This is a genomic window from Azospira sp. MPR-LB4, from assembly GCF_058809525.1.
The window spans coordinates 1437065-1461836 of sequence record NZ_CM179521.1 but is presented as its reverse complement, the minus strand read 5'-3'; the positions used below and the strand labels follow the sequence as shown (position 1 = coordinate 1461836).

24 protein-coding genes are annotated in these 24772 nt (G+C 66.6%); 14 read left to right on the top strand and 10 right to left on the bottom strand.

Features of this window, described 5'->3' with window-relative positions; genetic code table 11:
* Positions 1 to 46 precede the first annotated feature (46 nt).
* The 4 genes from AC3QLZ_RS06655 to AC3QLZ_RS06640 are packed head-to-tail and all read right to left on the bottom strand — an operon-like array spanning position 47 to position 2155.
* Entirely contained in the window at positions 47 to 526 is a 480-nt protein-coding gene (locus AC3QLZ_RS06655) for an RDD family protein (protein ID WP_014238541.1), read from the bottom strand.
* On the bottom strand, positions 526 to 1251 hold the full coding sequence (locus AC3QLZ_RS06650) for a DUF3106 domain-containing protein (protein WP_014238540.1): 726 nt from the start codon (positions 1249 to 1251) through the stop codon (positions 526 to 528). Before AC3QLZ_RS06650 ends, AC3QLZ_RS06655 begins: the two co-directional genes overlap by 1 nt.
* The gene (locus AC3QLZ_RS06645; protein WP_014238539.1) at positions 1248 to 1619 is read right to left on the bottom strand and encodes a DUF3619 family protein; all 372 of its coding nucleotides are present in this window, start codon (positions 1617 to 1619) and stop codon (positions 1248 to 1250) included. Before AC3QLZ_RS06645 ends, AC3QLZ_RS06650 begins: the two co-directional genes overlap by 4 nt.
* Complete coding sequence (locus AC3QLZ_RS06640; protein ID WP_235832439.1) at positions 1616 to 2155, bottom strand: RNA polymerase sigma factor; 540 nt, start codon at positions 2153 to 2155, stop codon at positions 1616 to 1618. The genes AC3QLZ_RS06645 and AC3QLZ_RS06640 overlap by 4 nt, the downstream gene beginning before the upstream one ends.
* 216 nt (positions 2156 to 2371) lie before the next feature.
* Here AC3QLZ_RS06640 and ilvB point away from each other — a divergent pair, with 216 nt between their 5' ends.
* The 5 genes from ilvB (at position 2372) to pssA (ending at position 7187) form a co-directional block, all read left to right on the top strand.
* The gene (gene ilvB / locus AC3QLZ_RS06635; protein ID WP_014238537.1) at positions 2372 to 4072 is read left to right on the top strand and encodes a biosynthetic-type acetolactate synthase large subunit; all 1701 of its coding nucleotides are present in this window, start codon (positions 2372 to 2374) and stop codon (positions 4070 to 4072) included.
* 17 nt (positions 4073 to 4089) lie between these two features.
* The gene (gene ilvN, locus AC3QLZ_RS06630) at positions 4090 to 4581 is read left to right on the top strand and encodes an acetolactate synthase small subunit (protein ID WP_014238536.1); all 492 of its coding nucleotides are present in this window, start codon (positions 4090 to 4092) and stop codon (positions 4579 to 4581) included.
* Positions 4582 to 4610: 29 nt separating this feature from the next.
* Positions 4611 to 5627, top strand: a complete 1017-nt coding sequence (ilvC, locus tag AC3QLZ_RS06625; protein WP_014238535.1) for a ketol-acid reductoisomerase — start codon at positions 4611 to 4613, stop codon at positions 5625 to 5627.
* Between the two features lie 138 nt (positions 5628 to 5765).
* Positions 5766 to 6410 (top strand): phosphatidylserine decarboxylase, encoded by a 645-nt coding sequence (locus tag AC3QLZ_RS06620; protein ID WP_014238534.1) that lies wholly within the window; start codon positions 5766 to 5768, stop codon positions 6408 to 6410.
* A 12-nt stretch (positions 6411 to 6422) separates the two neighbouring features.
* Positions 6423 to 7187, top strand: coding sequence for a CDP-diacylglycerol--serine O-phosphatidyltransferase (pssA, locus tag AC3QLZ_RS06615; protein ID WP_014238533.1), 765 nt, complete (start codon positions 6423 to 6425; stop codon positions 7185 to 7187).
* 1 nt (position 7188) lies between these two features.
* Here pssA and AC3QLZ_RS06610 read toward each other — a convergent pair whose 3' ends face one another.
* Positions 7189 to 8577: a sensor histidine kinase gene (locus AC3QLZ_RS06610; protein WP_014238532.1), complete on the bottom strand. Its 1389-nt coding sequence runs from the start codon at positions 8575 to 8577 to the stop codon at positions 7189 to 7191.
* Positions 8561 to 9271, bottom strand: a complete 711-nt coding sequence (locus AC3QLZ_RS06605) for a response regulator (protein WP_014238531.1) — start codon at positions 9269 to 9271, stop codon at positions 8561 to 8563. The genes AC3QLZ_RS06610 and AC3QLZ_RS06605 overlap by 17 nt, the downstream gene beginning before the upstream one ends.
* A gap of 77 nt (positions 9272 to 9348) precedes the next feature.
* Between AC3QLZ_RS06605 and AC3QLZ_RS06600 the strand changes: the two genes are divergently transcribed.
* The 4 genes from AC3QLZ_RS06600 (at position 9349) to AC3QLZ_RS06585 (ending at position 16611) form a co-directional block, all read left to right on the top strand.
* The gene (locus tag AC3QLZ_RS06600) at positions 9349 to 10605 is read left to right on the top strand and encodes a TolC family protein (protein WP_014238530.1); all 1257 of its coding nucleotides are present in this window, start codon (positions 9349 to 9351) and stop codon (positions 10603 to 10605) included.
* Positions 10606 to 10621: 16 nt separating this feature from the next.
* Complete coding sequence (locus tag AC3QLZ_RS06595) at positions 10622 to 11791, top strand: efflux RND transporter periplasmic adaptor subunit (RefSeq protein WP_492783545.1); 1170 nt, start codon at positions 10622 to 10624, stop codon at positions 11789 to 11791.
* A gap of 4 nt (positions 11792 to 11795) precedes the next feature.
* On the top strand, positions 11796 to 14903 hold the full coding sequence (locus AC3QLZ_RS06590; protein WP_492783544.1) for an efflux RND transporter permease subunit: 3108 nt from the start codon (positions 11796 to 11798) through the stop codon (positions 14901 to 14903).
* A gap of 166 nt (positions 14904 to 15069) precedes the next feature.
* Positions 15070 to 16611, top strand: a complete 1542-nt coding sequence (locus AC3QLZ_RS06585) for a 2-isopropylmalate synthase (RefSeq protein ID WP_492783543.1) — start codon at positions 15070 to 15072, stop codon at positions 16609 to 16611.
* A 63-nt stretch (positions 16612 to 16674) separates the two neighbouring features.
* Here AC3QLZ_RS06585 and AC3QLZ_RS06580 read toward each other — a convergent pair whose 3' ends face one another.
* The gene (locus AC3QLZ_RS06580; RefSeq protein WP_014238526.1) at positions 16675 to 17037 is read right to left on the bottom strand and encodes a DUF2069 domain-containing protein; all 363 of its coding nucleotides are present in this window, start codon (positions 17035 to 17037) and stop codon (positions 16675 to 16677) included.
* 129 nt (positions 17038 to 17166) lie between these two features.
* Between AC3QLZ_RS06580 and AC3QLZ_RS06575 the strand changes: the two genes are divergently transcribed.
* On the top strand, positions 17167 to 17952 hold the full coding sequence (locus tag AC3QLZ_RS06575; protein ID WP_157870673.1) for a YihY family inner membrane protein: 786 nt from the start codon (positions 17167 to 17169) through the stop codon (positions 17950 to 17952).
* Here AC3QLZ_RS06575 and AC3QLZ_RS06570 read toward each other — a convergent pair.
* A complete protein-coding gene (locus tag AC3QLZ_RS06570) occupies positions 17949 to 19475 on the bottom strand; it encodes a cyclic-di-GMP receptor FimW-related protein (RefSeq protein WP_287873944.1) in 1527 nt (508 codons plus the stop codon). The two genes, AC3QLZ_RS06575 and AC3QLZ_RS06570, sit on opposite strands and share 4 nt — an antisense overlap.
* 269 nt (positions 19476 to 19744) lie before the next feature.
* Here AC3QLZ_RS06570 and rpsP point away from each other — a divergent pair, with 269 nt between their 5' ends.
* The 4 genes from rpsP to rplS are packed head-to-tail and all read left to right on the top strand — an operon-like array spanning position 19745 to position 21786.
* The gene (gene rpsP, locus AC3QLZ_RS06565; protein WP_014238523.1) at positions 19745 to 19996 is read left to right on the top strand and encodes a 30S ribosomal protein S16; all 252 of its coding nucleotides are present in this window, start codon (positions 19745 to 19747) and stop codon (positions 19994 to 19996) included.
* A gap of 6 nt (positions 19997 to 20002) precedes the next feature.
* Positions 20003 to 20551, top strand: coding sequence for a ribosome maturation factor RimM (gene rimM, locus AC3QLZ_RS06560; RefSeq protein WP_014238522.1), 549 nt, complete (start codon positions 20003 to 20005; stop codon positions 20549 to 20551).
* Between the two features lie 37 nt (positions 20552 to 20588).
* Positions 20589 to 21398: a tRNA (guanosine(37)-N1)-methyltransferase TrmD gene (trmD, locus tag AC3QLZ_RS06555; RefSeq protein WP_130459058.1), complete on the top strand. Its 810-nt coding sequence runs from the start codon at positions 20589 to 20591 to the stop codon at positions 21396 to 21398.
* A gap of 16 nt (positions 21399 to 21414) precedes the next feature.
* On the top strand, positions 21415 to 21786 hold the full coding sequence (rplS, locus tag AC3QLZ_RS06550) for a 50S ribosomal protein L19 (protein WP_014238520.1): 372 nt from the start codon (positions 21415 to 21417) through the stop codon (positions 21784 to 21786).
* A 215-nt stretch (positions 21787 to 22001) separates the two neighbouring features.
* Here the strand turns inward: rplS and folE2 are convergent, their stop codons facing one another.
* Together folE2 and dxs are read right to left on the bottom strand one after the other, a co-directional pair.
* Complete coding sequence (folE2, locus tag AC3QLZ_RS06545) at positions 22002 to 22799, bottom strand: GTP cyclohydrolase FolE2 (protein ID WP_130459057.1); 798 nt, start codon at positions 22797 to 22799, stop codon at positions 22002 to 22004.
* Positions 22800 to 22892: 93 nt separating this feature from the next.
* Positions 22893 to 24746 carry a 1-deoxy-D-xylulose-5-phosphate synthase gene (gene dxs / locus AC3QLZ_RS06540; RefSeq protein WP_043798429.1) on the bottom strand — a complete coding sequence of 618 codons (1854 nt, stop codon included), beginning with the start codon at positions 24744 to 24746 and terminating at the stop codon, positions 22893 to 22895.
* Positions 24747 to 24772 lie beyond the last annotated feature (26 nt).

Here is a 24772-nt window from a genome sequence, read left to right as displayed (position 1 = left end):
GGCCCGGTTTCTATTTATCCGCTGGCAGCCTGTCTGCTGCCCTGGTTCAGGCGTGGTTGCTATTGACCAGGCGGGTTCCCGCCAGCCGGTCATGCAGGAACTGGCCGTCCCGGTCGAACAGGGCCCACACCAGGCCGGCGCCGAAAAAGCCCAGGCTGGGCCAGGCCAGCAGGTAGCGCAACAGGGCCTGCAGGGGCTGGATGCCGCCGCCGTTGGCGTTCACCAGGCGGATGCGCCAGGTCTTCATGGCCAGGGTCTGGCCGCCATGGAGCCAGAGCCAGCCAAAGTAAAGCAGCAGGACCAGGAAGAAGTGACCCCACAGCAGGGCGGGGTGTGCCATGACCTTGCCCACCAGCCCCAGCAGGATGTGGGGCAGGAGCCAGGCGAGGAAAAGTACGGCCAGGGCCAGCAGGGTGTCGTAAAGCATGCTGGCCAGGCGGCGGAACAGGCTGGCCGGGCTGCGCTGGTCGGGGGCGGCAGGCTTGCCCTGGCCGCTGGCCAGGGTGGAGTCGGGGCGGGAAGTCATCAGGGCTTGCGGCTGGGTGCCGGCGCCCGCTTCGGCATGGGCGGCAGCAGGGAGGGAATCTGTCCGTCGCCCGGAATGCGCAGGATCTGGGGCGGACGGGGCAATTGGGGGATGCCGCCCTTGCCCAGCACCTTCTTGCCGTTAGGCAGGGCGGGGGGCGTCGGTCTGGGATGGGGGGTGGCCGGGGCCGGGCGCAGCGACAGGGGGGCGAGGCTGCGCAGGGGCAGGGTGGTAAAGGCCTTGCCGATGCCCTGGGGCGCCGCCTGGCGCGGCCGGGCGGCGCCTGCTTCCTTGAGCTGCAGGCGCTGCTCTTCCGACAGGTTGGCGTACTCTTCCCACTTCTGCTTCACCGCGTTCTTGCGTTCTGGCGGCAACTGTTTGATGTTTTTGTACTTTTCCCGGACTTCCTTGCGCTGCTCGGGGGTCATGTTGGCCCATTCCCGCATGCGCCGCTGGACCCGCTCCTGTTCCTGCTCGGCCATGCGCGGATAGCGGGCGGCAATGCCGAGCCACTTCTTGCGCCGGTAGTTCTCCATCCGGTTCCAGTCCTCCGCCAGGGGGGCAAGGATCTGCTGCTGGGTCTGGTCCAGCTCCTGCCAAGCCGGCTGGGGCGGGGTGGCGACCACGGCGGTGGTGCCGGGGGTCTGGGCGCCGGCGGGCGCAACCAAGCCTGCCAGCAGGGCCAGCAAGAGCAGGAAGGGGAAGGAGGCCGGCTTACCGGTCATTCGTCAGGGTTCTGGTCCAGCCAGGCGGCAAATCCCTGGTCCGTGTAGGCGTCCAGGGGCAGATCGTCGGCCAGCAGGGCGCTATCCACGTCTTCCAGTTCGTTCATCTGTTCGTCGGCCTGCCACAGCATGCCGGAGGAAAGGCCGACGACCAGGGCCAGGGCGGCCAGCATGTGCTTGGGGCGGAAGCCGTCCAGGTGCAGGTGGAAACCCAGGCCGGCCAGGATGGGGGCGTGGGCGGTCACCCGCTGGTGGGCGAGCGCCTGGCTACGGGCTGCCGCCAGGCGATCCGTGATGCTCGGGCTGAGCGCCATGGTCTCCTGGTTCAGATGCCGCCGTATCTGGTAGGCAAAGTGCTGTTCGTTCATAGGGTTATTCCTTTTGCTTTCAATGCGGCGGCCAGGGTGTGGGTGGCCCGGGAGCAATGGGTCTTGACGCTCCCTTCGGAGCATCCCATGGCTGCCGCCGTCTCTGCGACGTCCATATCTTCCCAATAACGCATGAGGAAGGCCTCCCGTTGACGTCCGGGTAGGCGGGAAATCTCTGCTTCAATGACGGCCAGGACCTGGGACTGTTCCAGGGAGCCCTCCGGGCTGTCACCGGCCTTGCCTTCCACCTCCAGGGTGTCCAGCGGGTCGCTGTCCTCGTCGTCCCCCGGGGTCAGGGAGGAAAGCAGGGTGGTCCACATGGAGCGGACCTTGCTGCGGCGGTAATAGTCCCGGATGGCATTTTGCAGGATGCGCTGGAACAGCATCGGCAATTCTTCTGCCGGCCGGTCGCCGTATTTCTCGGCCAGGCGCATCATGGCATCCTGGACCAGGTCCAGGGCAGCTTCTTCGTCACGCACGGCGAACAGGGCCTGTTTGAAGGCCCGGCGTTCGACGCCGGCGAGAAAATCCGACAGTTCGCGTGGTGTAGCCAGAATGAATCCTAGTCGGGGAGATAATTGCCCGCTGTGCGGGGCTTGTTTTTCCGGCCTGCGCCCGGCCTGGATGCGGGCCTCGGGGTGCGGCTGAATGGCGGGCTTTTACTGGCCTTGGGCGGGTATTTTACCTTGACCAATCCGGGGCGAGCCATTAACGTAGCAGGTTTTTCGAGCGACTTACGTAAGGCCATAAAAATGACGCTTACCGGTGCGGAGATTGTAATCAGGTGCCTTCAGGAAGAAAAGGTCGACTATGTGTTCGGCTATCCTGGCGGTTCGGTGCTGCATATTTACGACGAACTGTTCAAGCAGGACGACATCAAGCATATCCTGGTACGCCATGAACAGGCTGCCGTCCATGCTGCCGATGCCTATTCCCGCTCCTCCGAACGGGTCGGCGTGGCCCTGGTGACCTCCGGTCCCGGCGTCACCAATGCCGTCACCGGCATTGCCACGGCCTATATGGACTCCATCCCGATGGTGGTGCTGTGCGGCCAGGTGCCGACCTACTACATCGGCCAGGATGCCTTCCAGGAATGCGACACCGTGGGCATCACCCGCCCCTGCGTCAAGCACAACTTCCTGGTGAAGGACGTCAAGGATCTGGCCTCCACCATGAAGAAGGCCTTCCACATCGCCAAGACCGGCCGTCCCGGCCCGGTGGTGGTGGATATCCCCAAGGACATCACCGCCAACAAGTGCGAGTTCGAATATCCGGCCTCCGTGCAGATGCGCTCCTACAACCCGGTGGTCAAGGGCCACCTGGGGCAGATCAAGAAGGCCGTGCAGATGCTGCTGGAAGCCAAGCAGCCCATCATCTACACCGGTGGCGGCGTGGTCCTCTCCGACGCCTCCGAGAAGCTGGTGAAGCTGGCCAAGCGTCTCAACTTCCCGGTCACCAACACCCTCATGGGCCTGGGCGGCTACCCGGCCACCGACAAGCAGTTCGTCGGCATGTTGGGCATGCACGGCACTTACGAAGCCAACATGACCATGCAGCACGCCGACGTGGTGCTGGCCATCGGTGCCCGCTTCGACGACCGGGTGATCGGCAATCCCGAGCATTTCGGCGGCGTGCCGCGCAAGATCATCCATGTGGACATCGATCCTTCCTCCATTTCCAAGCGGGTCAAGGTGGATGTGCCCATCGTCGGCAACGTGCCCGATGTGCTGGACGAGCTGCTCAAGCTGCTGGACGACGGCGCCAAGGCGGCTCCTGACGTCTCCGACTGGTGGCAGCAGATCGACGGCTGGCGCGCCAAGAACAGCCTGGGCTACAAGCAGGGCGACCTGATCGAGCCCCAGTACGTGGTGGAGAAGCTCTACGAGGTGACCCAGGGCGAAGCCTTCATCACCTCCGACGTGGGCCAGCACCAGATGTTCGCCGCCCAGTACTACAAGTTCGACAAGCCCCGCCGCTGGATCAACTCCGGCGGTCTGGGCACCATGGGTGTGGGCCTGCCCTACGCCATGGGCGTGCTTTTCGCCAATCCGGGCGCCCAGGTGGCCTGTATCACCGGCGAAGGCTCCATCCAGATGTGCATCCAGGAGCTGTCCACCTGCAAGCAGTTCGAACTGCCGGTGAAGATCATCAACCTCAACAACGGCATGCTGGGCATGGTGCGGCAGTGGCAGGAGATGTTCTACTCCAAGCGCTACTCCCAGTCCTACGTCACTTCCCTGCCCGATTTCGTCAAGCTGGCCGAATCCTACGGCCACGTCGGCATGCGCATCGAGAAGCCCGAGGACGTGGTGCCGGCCCTGAAGAAGGCCTTCACCGAATACAAGGACCGCCTGGTGTTCATGGACTTCATCATCGACCCCGAAGCCAACGTCTACCCCATGGTGGCGGCCGGCAAGGGCCTGTCCGAAATGATCCTGTCCGAAGACCTGTGAGCCCGGAGTAGAGAACCATGCGACACATCATTTCCATCCTGCTGGAAAACGAAGCCGGCGCCCTGTCCCGGGTGGCGGGCCTGTTCTCCGCCCGCGGCTACAACATCGAATCCCTCACCGTGGCTCCTACCGAGGATGCCTCCCTGTCCCGCATGACCATCGTTACCACGGGGTCAGAAGATGTGCTGGAACAGATCACCAAACAGCTCAACAAGCTGGTGGACGTGGTCAAGGTGGTGGATCTTTCCGAAGCCGCTCATTCCGAGCGGGAACTCATGCTCATCAAGGTCCGCGCCACCGGCAAGGACCGCGAAGAGATGAAGCGTATGGCCGATATCTTCCGCGGCCGTATCATTGACGTCACCGATTCGACCTACGTCATCGAGCTGACCGGCACCGGCGCCAAGCTGGACTCCTTCATTGCCGCCCTCGATGCCGGTCTGATTCTCGAAACCGTGCGTACCGGCGTCTGCGGCATCGGCCGCGGCGACCGCATTCTCAAAGTTTGAAGCAAGCCCTTGAACCCGAAAGGAAAAAAATGAAAGTTTATTACGACAAGGACGCCGACCTCTCCCTCATCAAGGGCAAGAAAGTCACCATCGTCGGCTACGGCTCCCAGGGCCACGCCCACGCCCAGAACCTGAAGGATTCCGGCTGCAAGGTCACCGTCGGCCTGCGCAAGGGCGGTGCCTCCTGGGCCAAGGCCGAAAAGGCCGGTCTGAAGGTGGAAGAGATCGCCAAGGCCGTCAAGGGCGCCGACGTGGTCATGATCCTGCTGCCCGACGAGAACATCCCCGCCGTGTACTACGCCGACGTGGAACCCAACCTGAAGAAGGGCGCCGCCCTGGCCTTCGCCCACGGTTTCAACGTGCATTACAACCAGGTGGTGCCCCGCGAAGACGTGGACGTCATCATGGTCGCCCCCAAGGGCCCCGGCCACACCGTGCGCTCCGAGTACCTGAAGGGCGGCGGCGTGCCTTCCCTGATCGCCGTGTACCAGGACAAGACCGGCAAGGCCAAGGACATCGCCCTGTCCTACGCCGCTGCCAACGGCGGCACCAAGGGTGGCGTCATCGAAACCAACTTCCGTGAAGAGACCGAAACCGACCTCTTCGGCGAACAGGCCGTGCTCTGTGGTGGCGCCGTGGAACTGGTGAAGATGGGCTTCGAGACCCTGGTGGAAGCCGGCTACGCTCCCGAAATGGCCTACTTCGAGTGCCTGCACGAACTGAAGCTGATCGTGGACCTGATGTACGAAGGCGGCATCGCCAACATGAACTACTCCATCTCCAACAACGCGGAGTATGGCGAGTACGTGACCGGCCCCGAAGTCATCAACGAAGAATCCCGCTACGCCATGCGCAACGCCCTGAAGCGCATCCAGACCGGCGAATACGCCAAGATGTTCATCCTGGAAGGCAAGACCGGCTACCCCAGCATGACCGCCCGCCGCCGCCTGACCGCCGATCATCCCATCGAGCAGGTCGGTTCCAAGCTGCGCGACATGATGCCCTGGATCAAGAAGAACAAGCTGGTGGACCAGTCCAAGAACTAAGACTGGCGCGGGGCGGAGCTAACCGGAGGCGCAGGCTGCACGCGCTTTCCGGGGCTCCGCCCCGGTTTCGTTGCAACTCCCGTCTTCACGCTGCGGCCCCGGCCGGAGCGTCCGCAAAACAGCCCTGAGAGCGCGTCCTTGAACAACTATCCCCATCCCATCATCGCCCGCGAAGGCTGGCCCTTCCTGACCATCGCCGTGGTGGCGGCCCTTGCCGGCAGCGCCTTTGCCCCGGTTTACGTGGCCGTGCCCCTGTGGATCATCGCCCTCTTCGTGCTGCAGTTTTTCCGCGACCCGGCGCGCAAGATCGCCGGCGGCGCCAAGACCATCGTGGCCCCCGCCGACGGCCGCATCGTTGCCGTGGAAAAGGCCCTGGACCCCTACCTCAACCGTGAGGCGGTAAAGGTCAGCGTCTTCATGAACGTCTTCAACGTGCACTCCAACCGCAGCCCGGTGGACGGCACCGTGCAACAGAAGTGGTACAACCCGGGCGCCTTCGTCAATGCCGCCCTGGACAAGGCCTCTGTCGAGAACGAGCGCTGCGCCCTGTGGATCAAGACCGCCGACGGCCAGGACGTGACCTCCGTGCAGGTGGCCGGCCTGGTGGCCCGGCGCATCCTCAACTACGTGGATGGCGGCGTGCAGCTGGCCCGGGGCCAGCGTTACGGCTTCATCCGCTTCGGCTCCCGCGTGGACGTGTACCTGCCCCTGGATGCCCGCATCAAGGCCAGCATCGGGGAGAAGGTGTATGCTTCCTCCACCGTTCTTGCCGAGTTGGCGTAATTCACAGAAAAAATGTCCGAACTGAAACCCCGCAAGGTCCTCTTCAACCCGGAATTGAAACGCCGGGGCATCTACGTCCTCCCCAACCTGTTCACCACCGCAGCCCTGTTCGCCGGCTTCTTCGCCATCGTCCAGGCCATGAACGGGTTCTATGAACAGTCCGCCGTGGCCATTTTCGTGGCCATGGTGCTGGACGGGCTGGACGGCCGGGTGGCGCGCCTGACCCACACCCAGAGCGCCTTCGGTGCCGAATACGATTCCCTGTCCGACATGGTTTCCTTCGGCGCCGCGCCCTCCCTGGTGATCTACGAGTGGGCCCTGCGCGGCATGGGCAAGCTGGGCTGGATCGCCGCCTTCATCTACTGCGCCGGCGCCGCCCTGCGCCTGGCCCGCTTCAACACCACCCTGGAAGTGATCGACAAGCGCTTCTTCCAGGGCCTGCCCAGCCCGGCTGCGGCCGCCCTGGTGGCGGGCTTCGTCTGGCTGATGCTGGACAACGACATCGTAGGCAGCGACGTGCGGGTCATCGCCTGCATCCTGACCATCTTTGCCGGCGTCTCCATGGTCACCAACTGCCGCTTCTACAGCTTCAAGGACATCAACCTGCGCAAGAGCGTGCCCTTCATCTTCGTCGGTGCCATCGTCCTCGCCTTCGCCCTGGTCTTCATGTATCCCCCGGGCGTGCTGTTCGGCCTGTTCGTGGTCTATGCCCTCTCCGGCTACGCCCTCTCCGGCCTGCGCCTGCTGCGGCGCAAGCCCGCTTCCACTCCCCTCTGATTCACCTTCCGGGTGGCGGCGGGAAGCTCACTTCCAGCCGCGCACCTCCCAGCACCGGGGCCTCGTCCAGCCAGACGTCGGCCCCGTGTTGTTTGGCGATCTCCCTGACGATGGCCAGGCCCAGGCCGCAGCCTTCCGGATTCTGCTCCCCGTTGATGCGGTGGAAGCGCTCGAACACCTTTTCCCGCTGCTCCGGCGCAATGCCCGGGCCGGTGTCGTCCACCTGCAGCACGGCCGCCCCGTCCCGGGCGAAGGTGCGCACCGTGACGCTGCCGCCGGCGGGCGTGTAATGGATGGCGTTGTCGATGAGGTTGCTCAGCAGCTCCTCCAGCAGCCGCGGGTGGCCGAGAAGGGGAGCCGGCGCCAGATCGAAACCCAGGTCGATGTTGCGTTCCAGGGCCCGGGGGTGCCAGGTCTCGGCGCACTGGTGCACCACTTCCACCAGGTCCAGGGGCTTCATCGCCTGTTCGCCGCCCGGCTCGGCCCGGGCCAGGGCCAGCAGCTGGTGGGCCAGGTGGGTGAGGCGCCGGGTGGCGGCCAGGATGCGTTCCAGCTCGGCCCGCAGTTCCCCGGTCTGGGCCGGGGCCGGGCCGTTGAGGCGGCGCAGGGCCAGTTCCGCCTGGGCCTGCAGGGCGGCCAGGGGCGTGCGCAGCTGGTGGGCCGCATCGGAGACGAAGTTGCGCTGGGCCGAGAGGGAGCCGTCGAGGCGGGACAGCAGATGATTCAGTTCTTCCACCAGGGGGCCGATTTCCCGGGGCACCCGGTCTGAGGAGACGGCGCTGAGGTCGTGGTGGGAGCGCTGGGAAAGCTGCTCCCGCAGGTCCTCTACCGGCTTCAGGCCGTGGCGGATGCCGAGCCAGCCCAGGCCCAGGGTGGCCGCCACCAGCAGCAGTTCCGGCAGCAGCATGGAGGTGAGGATTTCCCGCACCAGGTTGTCCCGCTTGGTCTGGGTCTCGGCCGCCAGGATCAGCAGGGGAATGCCTTCGCGCAGGACGAAGAGGGCGGCGACCCGCACCTCCCGGTCGTGGAACCAGCCGTCGTAGTAGATGCGGCCGTCTTCGGGCAGTTGCTGGGGCGGGCGCGGAATGCCCCGGTGGCCGGCGACGGATTCGCCCTGGGGGCCGATAACCTCGTAGAAGACGTTGTCGTAGCGGTCGGTGAGGAGGATTTCCTGGGCCTGGGACGGCAGGTTGAGCACCGGGTGGCCGCTGACGATGTGGATTTGGCCGGAGAGGGCCAGGGAGGTGTCGAGCAGGGCCCGGTCGTAGGCCCAGGTGGCGGAACGCAGGGCGATGCCGTAGGCCATCAGGCCGCCGGCCGCCACCAGGGCCAGCATGGCCGGCAGCAGCCAGATCAGCAGCAGGCGCCGCAGGCTAGGCTGGCGGATCATCGCTGGCCGCGTCCGCTCCGTCCTCGTCCTTCGGCTTTTCCAGGTAGTAGCCCAGGCCGCGCACGGTGCGGATGGAAATGCCCCCGGTCTCCAGCTTGACCCGCAGGCGGGAGATGAATTTCTCGATGGCGTTGGGGGTGATGTCCTCGTCCCAGCTGTAGAGGGACTGCATGATCTGTTCCTTGCTGACGATGCGGTTGGCCCGGCTGACCAGGAACTCCAGGGCCGCCCACTCCCGGGCGGTCAGGTCCAGGGGCTCCTCCCCCAGCCAGGCCCGCTTGCCCACCGTGTCCAGGCGCAGCTTGCCCAGGCGCAGCTCCGGGTCCGGCTGGGTGCGGCCGCGGCGGATCAGGGCCCGGGCCCTGGCTTCCAGTTCGGACAGGGCAACCGGCTTGACCAGATAGTCGTCGGCGCCCAGGTCCAGCAGGCGCACCCGCTCCTCCAGGGCCTCCCGGGCCGAGAGGATCAGCACCGGCGTCGCCAGCTTGCGTCCGCGCAGCCGTTGCAGCACCTCGCTGCCTTCCATTCCCGGCAGGCCCAGGTCCAGGATGGCCAGGTCATAGTTCTGGTCCGTCAGCCAGCTGTCGGCCTGCTTGCCGTCCCGGGTCCAGTCCGTGACGTAGCCCGATTGCCGCAAAGCCTTCACCAGCCCGTCGGCCAGCAACTCGTCGTCTTCCACCAGGAGAATGCGCATGAGGGCGTCAGTAGTTGGTCAGTAAGGGGCAATACGATACCAGCCTCCTAGGTATCGAGAAACTGCAGGCCGCTTCGATGTCACGTTCCCTCCTGATCTGTCTGGCGCTGCTCACGGCCGGTTCCGCATGCGTACATGCCGCCGAGCCGCTGCAGGAGCTTGGCCTGGCCCAGGCCGAGGCCCTGTGGCTGGCCCAAAACCGGGAAGTGCGGCTGGCCCGGGAGGGCGTGCAGGCGGCCCAGGCGGACAGCCTCACCGCGGCCCAGGCGCCCAATCCCCAGTTCAGCCTGTCCACCTCCTCCATCAACCCCCGCAGCGGCATTGGTGCCGGCAGCCTGGGGCAGAAGCGGGTGGATTCGGTGCTGCGACTGGATCAGGTGATCGAGCGGGGCGACAAGCGGGAGCTGCGCCAGCAGGTGGCCGGCGCCGCCCTCGAAGCCGCCGGCCAGGGCCTGGCGGAGGTGCAGCGGCAGAGCCGCTTCCAGCTGCGGGTCGCCTACTGGGACCTGCGTCTGGCCCAGGAGCGCCGCCAGGTGGCCGAAGAAAGCGGCGAACTCTACCGGCGCAGCGTCAAGGCGGCGGAGATGCGCCTCAAGGTCGGTGATGTGGCCGGCGCCGACGTTTCCCGCCTGCGCATCGAGGCCGGCCGCGCCGAGAACGAGGCCCGGGCTGCCCAGGCCGACCTGGAGCGGGCCCGCCAGAACCTGGCTTACCTGATCGGCAAGGAATCCGAGGCCGCCAGCCTGCGGGCGACGGAGCCCTGGCCCCGCAGCGAAGGCGAGGCGGTCACCGCCCGCCGTCCCGAGCTAGAGAGCCGGGCCGACGTTCTCGCCGCCCGGGCCCGGGTCAAGGCTGCCGAAGCCGCCCGGGAGCTGGCGCGGGCCGCCCGCAGCCGGGATGTGACGGTGGGCGTGCAGTTCGAACACTTTCCCCCGGGCGACGCATCGCCCAACAACACCTACGGGGTCAGCCTGAGCGTGCCCCTGTTCCTGCGCCATGCCTACGAGGGCGAGATCGCCCGGGCCGAGGCCGAACTGCTGGCCGCCCGCACCCAGGAGGAGCAGGTGCGGGCCCAGGCCCTGGGCGAGGTGGCCCAGGCCGAATCCCTGCTGGGCGCCGCCCGGGAGCGCCGTCAGCGGCTCGAGGACGGCCTGCTGGCCGAGGCCGAGCGGGTCGCCAGCGCCAGTGAATATGCCTACGGCCGCGGCGCCCTGGGCCTGCTCGACCTGCTCGACGCCCGCCGCACCCTGCGCGCCGTGCGCCTCGATGCCGCCATTCTCCGGGCCGAATACGCCAAAGCCCTGGCCGCCTGGCAGGCGGTCCTGGGCCAATAGAACAAAAGGAACGCCCATGAAGCCCCTGAAGCCCCTGAAGCCCCTGAAGCACTCCCCCCTGCTGCAGAAAAAAGTCCTGCTCCCCCTGGGCATCGCCGGGGCCCTGGCCGTGGCGGCCGTGCTGTTCCTGCGTCCGGCCGCGCCGCCGGCCGGACCGGCGCCCCTGGCCAAGCCGGCCCTCAATACCAACCACAGCATCAGCTTCCCGCCGGGGGCGCCCCAGCTGGCCTACCTGCGCATCGAAGCCGCGCCCGAGCTGCCGGTGCCCCTGCTGGAACCCCTGGCCGGACGGGTCAGTTACGACGAGAACCGTACCGCCCGCATTTTCGCCCCCACCAGCGGCCGGGTGCTGAAGGTGCTGGCCCAGGCCGGCGACACGGTCAAGGCCGGCGCCCCCCTGCTGACCCTGGACGTGCCGGACTACGCGGACCTGCGCAAGGCCGAGTCGGACCGGGAGACCAAGCGCTCCGCCCTGGAACGGAGCAAGGCCCTGTACGAACTGGAAGTGGTGGCACGCAAGGATCTGGAAGCCAGCCAGAACGATTACCGGGCGGCCGAAGCCGAAGTGGAGCGCAGCCGCGCCCGCCTGCGCAACCTCTCGCCCCTGGCGGGGGAGAGCGGCTTCGCCCTGCGCACGCCCCTGGCCGGCATCGTCACCGAGCGCCAGGCCAGCCCCGGCGTCGAGGTCCGCCCCGACGGCGCCGCGCCCCTGTTTGTGGTCAGCGATCCCCGTTCCCTGTGGGTCATGGCCGAACTGACGGAAAAGGACCTGGGCAAGCTGAAGGTGGGCCAGGCCGTCTCCATCGCCGTGGACGCCTATCCGGAACAGCGCTTCCCCGGCACGGTGGAGGCCATCGGCGACGTGCTCGATCCCCAGTCCCGCCGGGTGCCGGTGCGCTGTGCCGTGGCCAACCCGGAGCGCCGCCTGAAGCCGGAGATGTTCGCCCGCATCGTGCCGGAGAACCCGGACCGGCGCCTGCCCAAGGTGCCCAACACGGCCCTGGTGACCGAAGGCCTGCACACCTATCTCTTCGTCGAATCCGAGCCGGGGGTGGTGGCCCGGCGCGAAGTGGTGCTGGCCTTCCGTGGCCACGACAGCAGCTTCGTCGAAAGCGGGCTGAAGGCCGGGGAGCGGGTGGTCACCGCCGGCGCCCTGCTGCTCAACGCCGAACTGGCCGGGAACTGAGGCCATGCTGGAACGCCTGGTTACCTTCGCCCTGGCCCAGCGCCTGTTCGTCATCGTCGGCGTCCTGGTGCTGATCGCCGTGGGCGGCTACGCCGTGGTCAATCTGCCCATCGAGGCCTTCCCCGACGTGCAGGATGTGCAGGTCAATATCGTCACCCAGGCCCCGGGCCTGGCGCCGGAGGAAGTGGAACGGAGCATCTCCCTGCCCATCGAGCGGGAGATGAACGGGGTGCCGCGCATGACCCAGCTGCGCTCCGTCTCCATCACCGGCCTGTCCATCGTCACCCTGACCTTTGCCGACAATACGGACGACTATTTCGCCCGCCAGCAGGTGACGGAAAAGCTGCAGAACGTGGTCTTGCCGCCCGGTGCCCAGCCCGGGCTGGCGCCCCTGACCACGGCGGTGGGGGAAATCTACCGCTACGTCTTCGAGGCCCCGGCCGACATGCCCCTGCACGAGGTGCGGGCCCTGCAGGACTGGGTGGTGCGGCCGGCCCTGCGCCGGGTCACCGGGGTGGCCGACGTGGTCAGCTTCGGCGGCGCGGTGAAGGAATACCAGGTGCGCATCGACCCGGCCCGCCTGCGCAAGTTCGCGGTCAGCATCGACCAGGTCTCCCAGGCCCTGGCCAGCAACAACGCCAACGCCGGCGGCGGCATCATGCGCCGCGGCGACGAGGCCCTGGTGGTGCGTTCCATCGGCCTGCTGTCCAAGGTGGACGACATCGCCCGGGTCACCGTGGCGGTGCGGGACGGCAAGCCCATCCTGGTGGGCGACGTGGCCCGGGTCGAGATCGGCCCCCGCACCCGCTCCGGCATCGTCTCCTTCAACGAGCGGGACGACGTGGTGCAGGGCATCGTGCAGATGAGCAAGGGCCAGAATGCCATCAAGGTTTCCGCCGCCCTCAAGGAGGAAATGGCCCGGGTCGGCGAGCGCCTGCCCGCGGGCGTGCGCCTGGTGCCCATCTACGACCGTATCGAACTGGTCAAGCACACCGTGCACACCGTCAGCGAGAACCTGCTGGTGGGGGCGGTGCTGGTGGTGGGCATCCTGATCCTGTTCCTGCGCTCCTGGTTCGCCGCCGCCGTGGTGGCGGTGGTGATTCCCCTGTCCCTGCTCACCGCCTTCGTCATGATGCATACCAAGGGCGTGGCGGCCAATCTCATTTCCCTGGGGGCGGTGGACTTCGGCATCATCATCGACGGCGCCGTGGTGCTGGTGGAGGCCCTCATGGTGCGCCTGGCCATGGGCGAGCCGGAGAAGAACCCCCTGCACGGCACCCTGCAGTGGCGCATGCTGACCCTGAAGCACACCGCCATCGAGATGGGGCACCCGATCATCTTCTCCAAGGCCATCATCATCCTGGCCTTCCTGCCCATCTTCACCTTCGAGCGGGTGGAGGGGAAGATTTTCGCCCCCATGGCCTACACCCTCTCCTTCGCCATCATCGGCGCCATCCTGCTGACCCTGACCCTGACCCCGGCCCTGACCTCCTTCTACCTGAAGCAGCACAACCTGGCGGAAAAGCACCTGGACTGGATGCACCGCCTGCAGGGGCGCTACCGGGACCTGATGCAGTGGGCCGACGGCCGGCGGCGGCAGATCGTGGTCGGCTCCGGCCTCATCCTGGCCCTCTCCCTGGCCCTGGTGCCCCACCTGGGCAGCGAATTCCTGCCCAAGCTGGACGAGGGCAACATCTGGCTCACCGTGACCCTGCCGCCGGCCACCAACCTGGCCAAGACCAAGGAGGTGGAGCAGGAGGTGCGGCGCATCCTGCTGTCCTATCCGGAGGTGAGCAAGGTCATCGCCCACGTCGGCCGTCCCGACGACGGCACCGACCCCAAGGGGCCCAACAACATGGAAATCCTGGCGGACTTGAAGCCCCACAACGAGTGGCGCTTCCCCAGCAAGGAAGCCCTCATCGCCGACATGAGCGGGAAGATCCGGGCCATTCCCGGGGTGCCCACCAACTTCTCCCAAGTCATCGAGGACAACGTGCAGGAATCCATTTCCGGGGTGAAGGGGGAGATCGCGGTGAAAATCTTCGGCCCCGACCTGGACATCCTGGAGGACAAGGCGGAGCAGGTGGTGGGCGTGCTCGGTGCCATCCACGGCGCCGCCGACGTGGCCGCCATCAAGGTCAGCGGCCAGACCGAACTGGACATCACCCTGGACCGGGAGCGCATGGCCCGCTACGGCATCAGCGCCCAGGACGTCAATGCCACGGTGCAGACGGCCCTGGCCGGCAGCGCCGTGGCGGTCTTCTACGACGGCGACCGCCGCTTCGACATCGTGGTGCGCCTGGAGAAGGAGTACCGGGACGCGGTGGATGACGTGGCGGATCTGCCCATCGCCCTGCCCCACAGCGACCATCCCTCCCTGGCCGACCCCGGCACCATACCCCTGGCCGCCATCGCCAATGTGGAAGTGCGCCAGGGCCCGGCCCGCATCGCCCGGGAGGCCGGCGGCCGCTATGTGGCGGTGAAGGCCAACCTGCTGGGGCGGGACCAGGGCAGCTTCGTCGCCGAGGCCATGGCCAAGGTCAAGGAACGGGTGCATCTGCCCAGCGGCTACAGCATGACCTGGGGCGGCCAGTTCGAGAACCAGCAGCGGGCCACCAAGCGCCTGGCGGTGATCGTGCCCCTCTCGGTGCTGGGCATTTTCGTGCTGCTGTTCTGGGCCTTCCGCTCCATGCCCTTCGCCCTGCTGGTGCTGGGCATGGTGCCCTTCACCTGGGTCGGCGGCATTCTCGGCCTGGCCGCCGCCGGCCTGCACATGTCCGTCTCAGCCGCCGTCGGCTTCATCGCCGTGGCCGGCATCTCGGTGCAGAACGGGGTGATCATGGTGGAGCAGTTCCTCGAAGGCGTGCGCAACGGCCAGAGCGTCGCCGTTTCGGTGCGGGAAGGCGCCGTCGGCCGCCTGCGCCCGATCCTCATGACGGCCCTGATGGCCGGCCTGGGCCTGCTGCCGGCGGCCCTTTCCCACGGCATCGGCTCCGAAACCCAGCGGCCCTTCGCCGTGGTCATCGTCGGCGGCATCGTCTCCGCCACCATCTTCACCCTGATCCTGCTGCCCCTGCTGTTCCCGGCCCTGTGCCGGACCGAGGAAAACTGAGGCGGTACTCCCCCGGGAGGCAGGAGGGACGGCCATCTCCGGGCATCCATGCCCGACAGTGGCGTCCCTTCTGCCTTGCAGGGCATCCCGCTTTGGCGGCGCGGTGCGCTAGAATCCTTTCCCCTGCGCAAATAATTCCAGCGGCGGCAGATTCCGGAGAGAGACCATGAAACAGCAGCTGATCATTTTCGACACCACCCTGCGCGACGGCGAACAGAGCCCCGGCGCTTCCATGACCAAGGAAGAGAAGCTGCGGGTGGCCCGCCAGCTCGAGCGGATGCGGGTGGACGTGATCGAGGCCGGCTTCGCCGCAGCCTCTCCCGGCGACTTCGACGCCATCCACGCCATCGCCGAGGCGATCAAGGATTCCACCGTCTGTTCCCTGGCCCGGGCCAACGAGAACGACATCCGCCGCGCCGGCGAGGCCATCAAGCCCGCCGCCCGGGGCCGCATCCACACCTTCATCGCCACCAGCCCGATCCACATGGAGAAGAAGCTGCGCATGAGCCCGGACCAGGTGGTGGAGCAGGCGGTCAAGGCCATCGGCTGGGCCCGGGAATACACCAACGACGTGGAATTCTCCGCCGAGGATGCGGGCCGCTCCGAGATCGATTTCCTCTGCCGCATTTTCGAGGCCGTGATCAAGGCCGGCGCCACCACCATCAACGTGCCCGACACCGTGGGCTACAACCTGCCCAGCCAGTTCGCCGAGACCATCCGCCAGCTGATCGAGCGGGTGCCCGGTGCCGACAAGGTGGTGTGGTCCGTGCACTGCCACAACGACCTGGGCCTGGCCGTGGCCAATTCCCTGGCCGCCGTGCTGGCCGGCGCCCGCCAGGTGGAATGCACCATCAACGGCCTGGGCGAACGGGCCGGCAATGCCTCCCTGGAAGAGGTGGTGATGGCCACCCGCACCCGGGCCGACATCTTCCCGGTGGAAACCCGGGTCGATACCACCCAGATCGTGCCCGCCTCCAAGCTGGTGTCCCAGATCACCGGCTACCCGGTGCAGCCGAACAAGGCCATCGTCGGCGCCAATGCCTTCGCCCACGAATCCGGCATCCACCAGGACGGCGTGCTCAAGCACCGGGAAACCTACGAGATCATGCGGGCCGAAGACGTGGGCTGGTCCCAGAACAAGCTGGTGCTGGGCAAGCACTCCGGCCGCAACGCCTTCAAGACCCGCCTGGCCGAACTGGGCATCGACCTGCCCAGCGAAGAGGCCCTCAATGCCGCCTTCGCCCGTTTCAAGGAACTGGCCGACAAGAAACACGAGATTTTCGACGAGGATCTGCAGGCCCTGGTTTCCGACGAGACCGTGACCCCGGAGCAGGAGCACTACAAACTGGTCTATTCCCAGGTCTGTTCCGAGACCGGCGAGATTCCAGAATCCGCCGTCACCCTTGCCGTCGGCGGCGCCGAGCACAAGGCGGCCTCCACGGGCAGCGGTCCGGTGGATGCCACCTTCAAGGCCATCGAGAAAATTGCCGCCAGCGGCGCCGAGCAGCTGCTCTATTCGGTCAATGCCATCACCACCGGCACCGATGCCCAGGGCGAAGTGACCGTGCGCCTGGCCAAGGGCGGGCGCATCGTGAACGGCCAGGGGGCCGATACGGATATCGTCATCGCCTCGGCCAAGGCCTATCTCAACGCCCTGAACAAGCTCCACTCCTCCCTGGAAAAGCTCAATCCCCAGGGCGATATCTGAATGGGCTGAACTGGCCGCGTCGGCCAAGCGCAGCAGCGGCCGGGCAGCGCCCGGCCCGGGCCCTCACCCTGCGGTGGGGGCCTTTTGTTTGGATGGGCGGGTGAGGCGGGCGTAGGCCACGACGCAGGCGAAGAAGGCCAGGCTGAGCAGGGTTTCGATGCCCGCCAGCCACTGGGTCAGGCCCTGGTCGGAGGTGACCCGCACGGACCCTTCGGCCAGATAGAAGAGAATGAAGAGGGAGCTCCACTGGTAGGTGTAGCGGCGCCCCTTGAGGATGCCGAACAGGGGCGGCAGCAGGAACACCGCCTTCAGCGCCAGCCAGGAGCCACCCGGCTTGAGCGGCGCCAGCCATAGCTCCCAGGCCAGGCAGAGAAAGATCAGGGCGATCAGCAGGGTGCTGGCGATGAGGACGAGGCGTTTTTCCATGACGGGGCTTCCAGGCGGGGTCGGCTATTATAGCGGCGGTGTCGGGGCGGCCTGTCCCGGGTTTTTTTCTATTTGATGGTGGCGATGGCCAGACGACGTTACTCCCAGCGGGAAGGCATGCTGCCGGAAATGTTCAGACGTTTCCGGGAGGAGCGCTTCACCCAGACCGCCGCCAGCCTGGCGTACACCACCCTGCTGTCCCTGGTGCCCCTGGTGGGCCTGGTGGTGGCCGTGCTCTCGGACCTGCCCTTCTTCCCGGTGATCCTGGACCAGGTGAACACCTTCCTGGTGGCCAACCTGCTGCCGGACAAGGCCGGCGTGGTGATTGCCAAGTACACCCTGATTTTTTCCCAGAAGGTCAATCGCCTGACCTGGCTCGGCGTCATGGTGCTGGCCGGCACGGCCCTGGTGCTGATGCTGACCATCGAGCGGGCCCTCAACCACGTGTGGCAGGTCGGCGTCTCCCGTTCCCCGGGGCGGCGGCTGAAACTTTATCTGGTGATCGCCCTGCTCGGGCCCCTGGTGCTCGGCGCCGTCTTCGGCGTCACCTCCTACGTGGTGACGGCCTCCCTGGGCTTCTTCAACGAGGCTCTCTGGGTGCGCAACGCCCTGCTCAAGGCCCTTTCGGCGGTACTGCTGGGGGGCTTCTTCGCCTTCCTCTACTTCGCCGTGCCCAATGTGCCGGTGCGCCTGCGCCATGCCATCTGGGGCGGGGCCTTTGCCTCCCTGGCCATCACCCTGATGCAGCGCGGCTTCGAGTTCTACCTGGCCAAGGTGCCGTCCTATACCCTGATCTACGGCGCCTTCGCCGCCGTGCCCATCTTCCTGGTGTGGCTGTACCTGTCCTGGCTGGTGGTGCTGCTGGGCGCCCTGCTGGCCGCCACCCTGCACCGCCGCAATCCGCCGGGAGGCTAGTCCGGCTGTTCCTCGACGGCGATGGAGAAAATCTCCACCCGGGCCGTCTGTTCGTCCAGGCTGGTGGTGCGCACTTCCTTGATTTCCAGGTTGTCCCGTTCCACCAGCAGCACGAAGCGCCCCTGGTCCGCCGGCAGCAGCCCGGCCGGCGTCACCAGGGAGTCGTTGGGCCGCAGGCCCGGAACGGCGGGCAGGACCAGGACATGGGGGTGGGCGCTGGCATTCTCGCCGGGCAGGGCGATGGTGGCGGGCAGCGCCTTGGGGGCCAGGATCTGCAGGCCGATCTCCAGGTGCTCCGGATTTTCCGAGAGGGCCCAGCGCACGATGCAGGCCTGCCAGCCGCCGCGGCCCGGCGGATGGTTTTCCGGCTTGAGGGCCACCACGTCGCCCACTTCCAGCTTTTCCGAGGTGCCGGCAAGGTGCATCAGGGCGTAGCCGTCCGGGCTCTCGTTGGTGATCATCCAGGAGGAGCCTTCGCCTTCTTCCAGGGAAGGGCCGCGCAGCAGGCCGGCCAGGGGTTCCAGGCCGGCGTGCAGGGTCACCCGGTAGCTCTGGCGCCGGCGCGGGAAGCGCCGCCGGGCCGGGTTGCCCCAGAAGCGGATGAGGCGGCGCAGGACGCTGCGCCCGCTCAAGGTGGCGGCGAATTCGGGCAGTTCGCTGGCGCCTGTCCGCTGGCTGCCGGATTCCAGGGTGTGCAGCTGCCGCTCGAGGAAATGGGCCAGCTGGTCGCAGGAGAACCACAGCACCGGCGTTTCCGGCGGCGGCAGGCGGCGGGCCAGGGCCACGGCCGGGCTGTCCCGGTTGGGATCGATCCAGAACAGGCCCCGGTGGCGCTCGTCGGTGATGCTGAGGAATTCCAGCCGGTGTCCGTGCCGTTGGGCGATGTCGGCAATGAATTCCAGTTCCCGGGCGCTGAAGGAGGCCGGCTGGGCGCAGGCCAGGAGCAGGGTGCTGGCGTATTCGTTCTCGATGCTGGAGGCGGTGCCTTCGGGCAGTTGCCCCTGCAGGCCCCGTTCCCGGGCCAGGGCGTAGGTGCGGTGGGCGGCTTCCCAGATGCCGACGGCGGCGGGGGATGCTACCAGGGCGCTGATCAGCAGGTGCTGCTTGAGCAGGTGCTGGGCGCGCCAGAGAATCACGTCCTGGGGCTGGCGCAGGCCCTTCACCAGGTGTTCGTCCACCTGGTCCTGCAGGATGGCAAGGAAGTTGCGGGCCAGCAGTTCCAGCAGTTCCTGGGCGGACTTGACCAGGGCACGCAGCTTGCGCGGCAGGGGCAGGCCGGCTTCGTCCAGGCTGGGGGTCAGCCGGGCCACCGCGGCAACGCTGCGGGCGTGGATCAGGTCCAGGACCCGGTGGCGCTGCTGGGCGCTGGCCGCCGTGTCCTCCATGGCCAGCAGGTGGCCCTTGAGGGTCGTCAGCTCCTGCCCCAGGTCGCCGGACGGCGGCAGTCCCAGCCATTCGATGATGGCGGTGATGCCCAGGGGGGGCGGCGCGGTTTCCGGGGGAACGGAGGACGGTTCGCTCATGGCGTGGTCGGTCAGGGGCGGCGGCGCCGGCTCAAGGGCGCCCGCGGGAGTGTAAAGGTGCGTGGATTATAGCGTGCCGTGTCGCCATCTCCAGGGATTTGCCCGACAGGCGGGCGTTTCCGGGGAGTTCCCGGCCGCCAGGCGGCGGGGGCGGGGCGGATTTGCTTCCCGTTTCCGCTGGGGCAAAGTAGGGGCTTGTTTTATTGCTTGTTTTGCCGCGGTTTATTGTTATAATCTTGCCCTTTTTCTGATTTCGGAAGAGAACAACGATGGTTGTCATTCGCCTTGCCCGTGGCGGCGCCAAGAAGCGCCCCTTCTACAACATGGTGGTTACCGATTCCCGTAACCGTCGCGACGGCCGTTTCGTCGAGCGCGTGGGTTTCTACAACCCCGTGGCCTCCGGTAATGCCGAAGGCCTGGTGATCAAGATGGATCGCCTGACCTACTGGACCGACAACGGCGCCCAGCTGTCCCCGACCGTGGCCCGCCTGGTCAAGCAGTTCGCTGCCAAGGCTGCCTGATAAAGCGTGACGGCAACTGATACCAACCCGGTCATCGTCCTGGGGAAGATCACCGTCCCCTACGGTATCCAGGGCTGGGTCAGAATCCACCCCTTCGCCGACGATCCCCTCGCCTGGGCCAAAATGCCCGAGTGGTGGGTGGCAACGGAGAAGGGGGACGGGGCGGCCGAAGTGCCTTTGGCACAATGGCGCTCCTGCAAGTTGAAGCAATGCCGCTGGCACGGAGACGGGCTGGTTGCAAGGCTTGAAGGCGTTGACGACCGGAATGCCGCCGAGGCCCTGCAAGGGTTTCTGGTGGGCGCTCCCCGGGAAGCGATGCCGGCTACGTCGGAAAACGAGTTTTACTGGACCGATCTGATCGGTCTGGACGTGGTCAATACCCGCGACGAGAAGCTGGGCCAGGTGGTCGGGCTGATCGAAACCGGGGCCAACGACGTGTTGCGCGTCGCCGCCGAAGACGGGGAGGAGCGTCTGCTGCCCTTCGTTGCCGCGGTGGTGCTGGCGGTGGAGCAGGCTGACCACCGCATTCGCGTCGAGTGGGAAAAGGATTGGTGAAAGTCCGCCCGGCTTCGCCTCCGAGGATCGGTTGAGCGTGCGTTTCGACGTCGTCACCCTCTTTCCGGAGATGTTCGCCGCCCTGGCCAACTTCGGCATCAGCCGTCGGGCCCTGGAGGACGGGCGCTGGGTGTTGAATACCTGGAACCCGCGGGATTTCACCGACAACAATTACCGGACCGTGGACGATCGCCCCTATGGCGGCGGCCCGGGCATGGTGATGCTGCCTGAGCCTCTGGAAAAAGCCATTGCGGCGGCCAAGGAGTCCCAGCGGCAGAATGGGGTGGCCCAGCCCCGGGTGATCTATCTGTCACCCCAGGGGCGCCCCCTGACTCACGCCAGCGTCATGCGGCTGAAGGAAGAAGCGGGTCTGATCCTGCTTTGCGGCCGCTACGAGGGAGTGGACGAGCGTCTGATCGAACGCTGCGTTGACGAGGAAGTGTCGATCGGGGATTTCGTCCTCTCGGGCGGCGAGATTCCGGCCATGGCCCTGATGGATGCCGTGGTGCGGCAATTGCCGGGGGTGCTCAACGATGCCACCTCGGCCGAGCAGGACTCCTTCGTGGACGGACTGCTGGATTGCCCCCATTACACCCGCCCCGAGGTGTATGCAGAAATGCCGGTGCCGCCGGTGCTGTTGTCCGGCCACCACAAGGACATTCGCCGCTGGCGACTGAAACAGTCGCTGGCGCGGACCCGGGAGCGTCGCCCGGAGCTGTACGCCAAATGGCTGACGCAACAGACCGAGGGAGGCAAAAAGCTTTCCAAGGAAATTACGCAACTCCTCGGCGAACTCGAAAGAGAAGCGCAAGCGGAGCAATGCGGTGAGATGAAAAGCAGTTCTTAACTTAGGAAGTACTCACATGAACCTGATTGCACAACTGGAACAAGAAGAAATCGCCCGCCTGACCGCCGGCAAGACCATCCCCGAATTCGCCCCCGGCGACACCGTGGTGGTTGGCGTGAACGTGGTGGAAGGTACCCGCAAGCGGGTCCAGGCCTACGAAGGCGTGGTCATCGCCAAGCGCAACCGCGGCCTCAACTCCGCTTTCACCGTGCGCAAGATTTCCTCCGGCGAAGGCGTGGAACGGACTTTCCAGACCTACTCCCCCCTGATCGCTTCCATCGAAGTGAAGCGTCGCGGCGACGTGCGTCGTGCCAAGCTGTACTACCTGCGCGACCGTTCCGGCAAGTCCGCCCGCATCAAGGAAAAGCTGGTCCTCAAGCGCGGCTAAGCTGTTTGGCCGTTGCCATGAAAAGGGCGCCGCAAGGCGCCCTTTTTTTATGCCTGAATTCCTCCGGCACTACTTCTTCTTGCGCCAGGGACATTTCTTGCAACCCTTCTTGCAGCACTTGCCTGACATTGCGGCTCCTCGGCTTGGTGTCCCGCCCCGGGGACTCGCCGGGTTAGTCAGGCGTTATCAAGAATGGTTCGCAATGTTTTGCGCTATCAGGCGCGCTTGTCCTTCTCGATCAGGGCGTAGGCGGAGTGGTTGTGGATGGACTCGAAGTTTTCCGATTCCACCACGTAGTGGTCGATGCGGGGATCTTCGTTGAGGCGGGCGGCCACGTCCCGCACCATGTCCTCGACGAACTTGGGATTGTCGTAGGCCCGCTCGGTGACCCACTTCTCGTCCGGACGCTTGAGCAGGCCGAACAGTTCGCAGGAGGCCTGGGCTTCCACCATCTGCACCAGGTCCTCGATCCAGAGGAAGGCGTTGAGGCGGGCGGTGACGGTGACGTGGGAGCGCTGGTTGTGGGCGCCGTAGTTGGAGATTTCCTTGGAGCAGGGGCACAGGCTGGTCACCGGCACCACCACCCGCACCGTGGAGGTGATGCGGCCGTCGGCGATTTCGCCGATCAGGGTGACGTCGTAGTCGAGCAGGCTCTGCACGCCGGAGACCGGGGCGGTCTTGGCGATGAAGTAGGGGAAGCTCATCTCGATGTGGCCGCTGCGGGCCTCCAGGCGGGCGGCCATGGCCTGCAGCATGGTGGGGAAGGATTCCACCGAGATTTCCCTTTCGTGGCTGTTGAGAATCTCCACGAAGCGGGACATGTGGGTGCCCTTGAAGTTGTGCGGCAGGCCCACGTACATGTTGAAGCTGGCCACGGTGTGGCGCACGTCGCCGCCCTTGTCGCGGATTTTCACCGGATGGCGGATGGCCCGGATGCCCACCTTGTTGATGGCAATGCGGCGGGTGTCTTCGCTGTTCTGGACGTCGGGAATGGGAGTCTGGGAAGTAGTCATGGCGGGCTTATCTGCAGTGGGCCGGGCGGAGAGGCAATCGGGATGCGCCTTCCAGCCGGGCGGTGAGCCAATGGGGGCGCGCGTTCCCGGCCTTCAGGCGGCGAGCCGTTGCCGTACCTGGCGGACGATGCCGTCCACGTCCAGGCCTAGCTCGGCCAGCAGCAGGTTCTGGTCGCCGTGGTCGATGAAATGGTCGGGCAGGCCCAGGCGCAGCAGGGGCACGGTCAGGCCCATCTCTTCCAGGGCCCGGGCCACTTCGCTGCCGGCGCCGCCGATCAGGGCATTCTCTTCGACGCTGACCAGCAGCTCGTGGTTCCGCGCCAGCTCGGCCAGCAGCTCCCGATCCAGGGGTTTGACGAAGCGCATGTTGGCGACGCTGGCATCCAGGGCGTCGCCGGCCCCCAGGGCTGCCTGCACCATGCTGCCGAAGGCCAGCAGGGCCACGCCCTTGCCCTGGCGCCGGATCTCGCCCTTGCCCACGGGCAGGGCGGTGAGGGCCGTTTCCGGCGTCACGCCGCTGCCGCCGCCGCGGGGATAGCGCACGGCGCTGGGGCCGTCGATGCCCATGGCGGTGGTCAGCATCTTGCGGCATTCGTCTTCGTCCGCCGGGGCCATGATCACCAGGTTGGGGATGCAGGTCATGAAGGAAAGGTCGAAGGCGCCGTGGTGGGTGGCACCGTCGGCGCCCACCAGGCCGCCCCGGTCGATGGCGAAGACCACCGGCAGATTCTGCAGGGCCACGTCGTGCACCAGCTGGTCGTAGCCTCGCTGCAGGAAGGTGGAGTAGATCGCCACCACCGGCTTCAGGCCTTCGCAGGCCAGGCCGGCGGCGAAGGTGACGGCATGTTGCTCGGCGATGCCGACGTCGAAATAGCGTTCCGGGTACAGCTCGGCAAAGCGCACCAGGCCGGAGCCTTCGCCCATGGCCGGGGTGATGCCCACCAGGCGCGGCTCGGCCGCCGCCATGTCGCACAGCCAGTCGGAGAAGACCTGGGTGTAGGTCAGCTTGCCGCCGCCCTTGCCGCTCTGGATGCCCACTTCCGGCTGGAACTTGGAAACCCCGTGGTAGAGCACCGGGTTGGCCTCGGCCAGCTTGTAGCCCTGGCCTTTCTTGGTGATGACGTGGAGGAACTGGGGCCCCTTGAGACCCTTCAGATTCTGCAGGGTGGGCACCAGGGCGTCCAGGTCGTGGCCGTCGATGGGGCCGATGTAGTTGAAGCCCAGCTCCTCGAACAGGGTGCCCGGGGTGAGCATGCCCTTGACGTGCTCCTCGGCCCGCTTGGCCAGTTCCAGCAGGGGCGGGGCCACGCCCAGCACCTTTTCGCCGGCGCGGCGGGCGGCGGAGTAGAGACCGCCGGAGAGCAGGCGGGCCAGGTACTTGTTCAGCGCGCCCACCGGGGGCGAGATGGACATGTCGTTGTCGTTGAGGATGACGAGCATGTTGGCGTCGGCGACACCGGCGTTGTTGAGGGCCTCGAAGGCCATGCCGGCGGACATGGCGCCGTCGCCGATGATGGCCACCGCCTTGCGGTTTTCCCCCTTCTGCTTGGCCGCCAGGGCCATGCCCAGTGCGGCGGAGATGGAGGTGGAGGAGTGGCCGACGCCGAAGGTGTCGTAGGCCGATTCGCAGCGTTTGGGAAAGCCGGAGAGGCCGCCGTGCATGCGCAGCTTGGCCATGCCGGCGCGGCGGCCGGTGAGGATCTTGTGGGGGTAGGTCTGATGGCCCACGTCCCACACCAGTCGGTCTTCCGGGGTGTCGAAGACGTAGTGCAGGGCGATGGTCAGTTCCACCGTGCCCAGGTTGGAGGAGAGATGGCCGCCGGTGCGGGACACCGACTCGACGATGAAGGTGCGCAGTTCTTCGGCCAGCTGGGGCAGCTGGCGCTTGTCCAGGCGGCGCAGCTGGGCCGGGCTGTCGATGGTGTCTAGCAGGGGTGTGGCGGTCATCATGGTGCGGCGCTCGAATTCGGTGG

What these genes read in the sequence shown, in the direction of transcription:
- AC3QLZ_RS06605 (WP_014238531.1), bottom strand. Translation starts at nt 9,271, where the DNA reads ATGCGCATTCTCCTGGTGGAAGACGACGAGTTGCTGGCCGACGGGCTG.
- AC3QLZ_RS06580 (WP_014238526.1), bottom strand. Translation starts at nt 17,037, where the DNA reads ATGGAAAAACGCCTCGTCCTCATCGCCAGCACCCTGCTGATCGCCCTG.
- ilvN (WP_014238536.1), top strand. Translation starts at nt 4,090, where the DNA reads ATGCGACACATCATTTCCATCCTGCTGGAAAACGAAGCCGGCGCCCTG.
- AC3QLZ_RS06585 (WP_492783543.1), top strand. Translation starts at nt 15,070, where the DNA reads ATGAAACAGCAGCTGATCATTTTCGACACCACCCTGCGCGACGGCGAA.
- rpsP (WP_014238523.1), top strand. Translation starts at nt 19,745, where the DNA reads ATGGTTGTCATTCGCCTTGCCCGTGGCGGCGCCAAGAAGCGCCCCTTC.
- AC3QLZ_RS06590 (WP_492783544.1), top strand. Translation starts at nt 11,796, where the DNA reads ATGCTGGAACGCCTGGTTACCTTCGCCCTGGCCCAGCGCCTGTTCGTC.
- rplS (WP_014238520.1), top strand. Translation starts at nt 21,415, where the DNA reads ATGAACCTGATTGCACAACTGGAACAAGAAGAAATCGCCCGCCTGACC.
- AC3QLZ_RS06575 (WP_157870673.1), top strand. Translation starts at nt 17,167, where the DNA reads ATGTTCAGACGTTTCCGGGAGGAGCGCTTCACCCAGACCGCCGCCAGC.
- dxs (WP_043798429.1), bottom strand. Translation starts at nt 24,746, where the DNA reads ATGACCGCCACACCCCTGCTAGACACCATCGACAGCCCGGCCCAGCTG.
- ilvC (WP_014238535.1), top strand. Translation starts at nt 4,611, where the DNA reads ATGAAAGTTTATTACGACAAGGACGCCGACCTCTCCCTCATCAAGGGC.
- AC3QLZ_RS06650 (WP_014238540.1), bottom strand. Translation starts at nt 1,251, where the DNA reads ATGACCGGTAAGCCGGCCTCCTTCCCCTTCCTGCTCTTGCTGGCCCTG.
- AC3QLZ_RS06610 (WP_014238532.1), bottom strand. Translation starts at nt 8,577, where the DNA reads ATGATCCGCCAGCCTAGCCTGCGGCGCCTGCTGCTGATCTGGCTGCTG.
- AC3QLZ_RS06645 (WP_014238539.1), bottom strand. Translation starts at nt 1,619, where the DNA reads ATGAACGAACAGCACTTTGCCTACCAGATACGGCGGCATCTGAACCAG.
- folE2 (WP_130459057.1), bottom strand. Translation starts at nt 22,799, where the DNA reads ATGACTACTTCCCAGACTCCCATTCCCGACGTCCAGAACAGCGAAGAC.
- AC3QLZ_RS06570 (WP_287873944.1), bottom strand. Translation starts at nt 19,475, where the DNA reads ATGAGCGAACCGTCCTCCGTTCCCCCGGAAACCGCGCCGCCCCCCCTG.
- AC3QLZ_RS06600 (WP_014238530.1), top strand. Translation starts at nt 9,349, where the DNA reads ATGTCACGTTCCCTCCTGATCTGTCTGGCGCTGCTCACGGCCGGTTCC.
- pssA (WP_014238533.1), top strand. Translation starts at nt 6,423, where the DNA reads ATGTCCGAACTGAAACCCCGCAAGGTCCTCTTCAACCCGGAATTGAAA.
- ilvB (WP_014238537.1), top strand. Translation starts at nt 2,372, where the DNA reads ATGACGCTTACCGGTGCGGAGATTGTAATCAGGTGCCTTCAGGAAGAA.
- AC3QLZ_RS06595 (WP_492783545.1), top strand. Translation starts at nt 10,622, where the DNA reads ATGAAGCCCCTGAAGCCCCTGAAGCCCCTGAAGCACTCCCCCCTGCTG.
- AC3QLZ_RS06655 (WP_014238541.1), bottom strand. Translation starts at nt 526, where the DNA reads ATGACTTCCCGCCCCGACTCCACCCTGGCCAGCGGCCAGGGCAAGCCT.